Annotated in this window: 1 protein-coding gene; it reads right to left on the reverse strand. The window is 49.4% G+C overall.

Translation table 11 applies throughout. The features are described 5' to 3' along the window. Positions 1 to 1,025, reverse strand: a 1,025-nt coding sequence (gene psbD, locus IQ230_RS26260) for a photosystem II D2 protein (photosystem q(a) protein) (RefSeq protein ID WP_193935103.1), incomplete at both ends; no start/stop codon positions are given.

The following is a 1,025-nucleotide window of genomic DNA, read 5'->3' on the forward strand; positions in this document are numbered from 1 at the left end:
TCAGGGAATTGGAAATGCTCGTGAGGCTGGTCTTGGGGAGCCATCCAAGCCCGAATACCTTCATTGAGCAGAATGTTTTTGGTGTAGAAAGTCTCGAACTCAGGGTCTTCCGCAGCACGCAACTCCTGAGAAACGAAGTCATACGCCCGCAAATTCAGTGCTAAACCAACTACTCCGACTGCACTCATCCACAAACCTGTTACGGGCACAAACAACATGAAAAAGTGCAACCAGCGCTTGTTGGAAAAAGCAATACCGAAGATTTGCGACCAGAAACGGTTGGCTGTCACCATGCTGTAGGTTTCTTCGGCTTGTGTTGGGTTGAATGCACGGAAGGTGTTTGCTTTGTCTCCGTCTTCAAACAGCGTGTTTTCTACTGTTGCACCGTGAATCGCGCACAGCAATGCTCCACCTAACACTCCGGCTACTCCCATCATATGGAAGGGGTTGAGTGTCCAGTTGTGGAATCCTTGGAAAAATAGCAAAAAGCGGAAGATTGCTGCTACTCCAAAGCTGGGTGCAAAGAACCATCCTGATTGTCCCAAGGGGTACATCAAGAAGACGCTGACAAACACTGCAATTGGTGCGCTGAATGCTAGCGCGTTGTAGGGTCGTACTCCTACTAGCCGCGCAATCTCAAACTGCCGTAGCATGAATCCAATCAGCGCAAATGCTCCGTGTAGTGCTACGAATGTCCACAGTCCTCCCATCTGACACCAACGTGTGAAGTCCCACTGTGCTTCTGGTCCCCACAAGAACAGCAATGAGTGTCCCATGCTGTTTGCTGGTGTTGATACTGCTACTGTCAGGAAGTTGCATCCTTCTAAATATGATGATGCTATGCCGTGGGTGTACCACGATGTCACGAATGTTGTTCCTGTTAGCCATCCCCCTAGTGCCATGTATGCACAGGGAAATAGCAATATTCCTGACCACCCGATGAATACGAAGCGATCTCTTTTTAGCCAGTCGTCTACGACGTCAAACCATCCTCGACTCGCTGGCTGTCCTACTGCTATTGTCAT

It is taken from the genome of Gloeocapsopsis crepidinum LEGE 06123, from assembly GCF_015207655.1.
In the GTDB taxonomy this organism is placed as follows: Bacteria; Cyanobacteriota; Cyanobacteriia; order Cyanobacteriales; family Chroococcidiopsidaceae; genus Gloeocapsopsis; species Gloeocapsopsis crepidinum.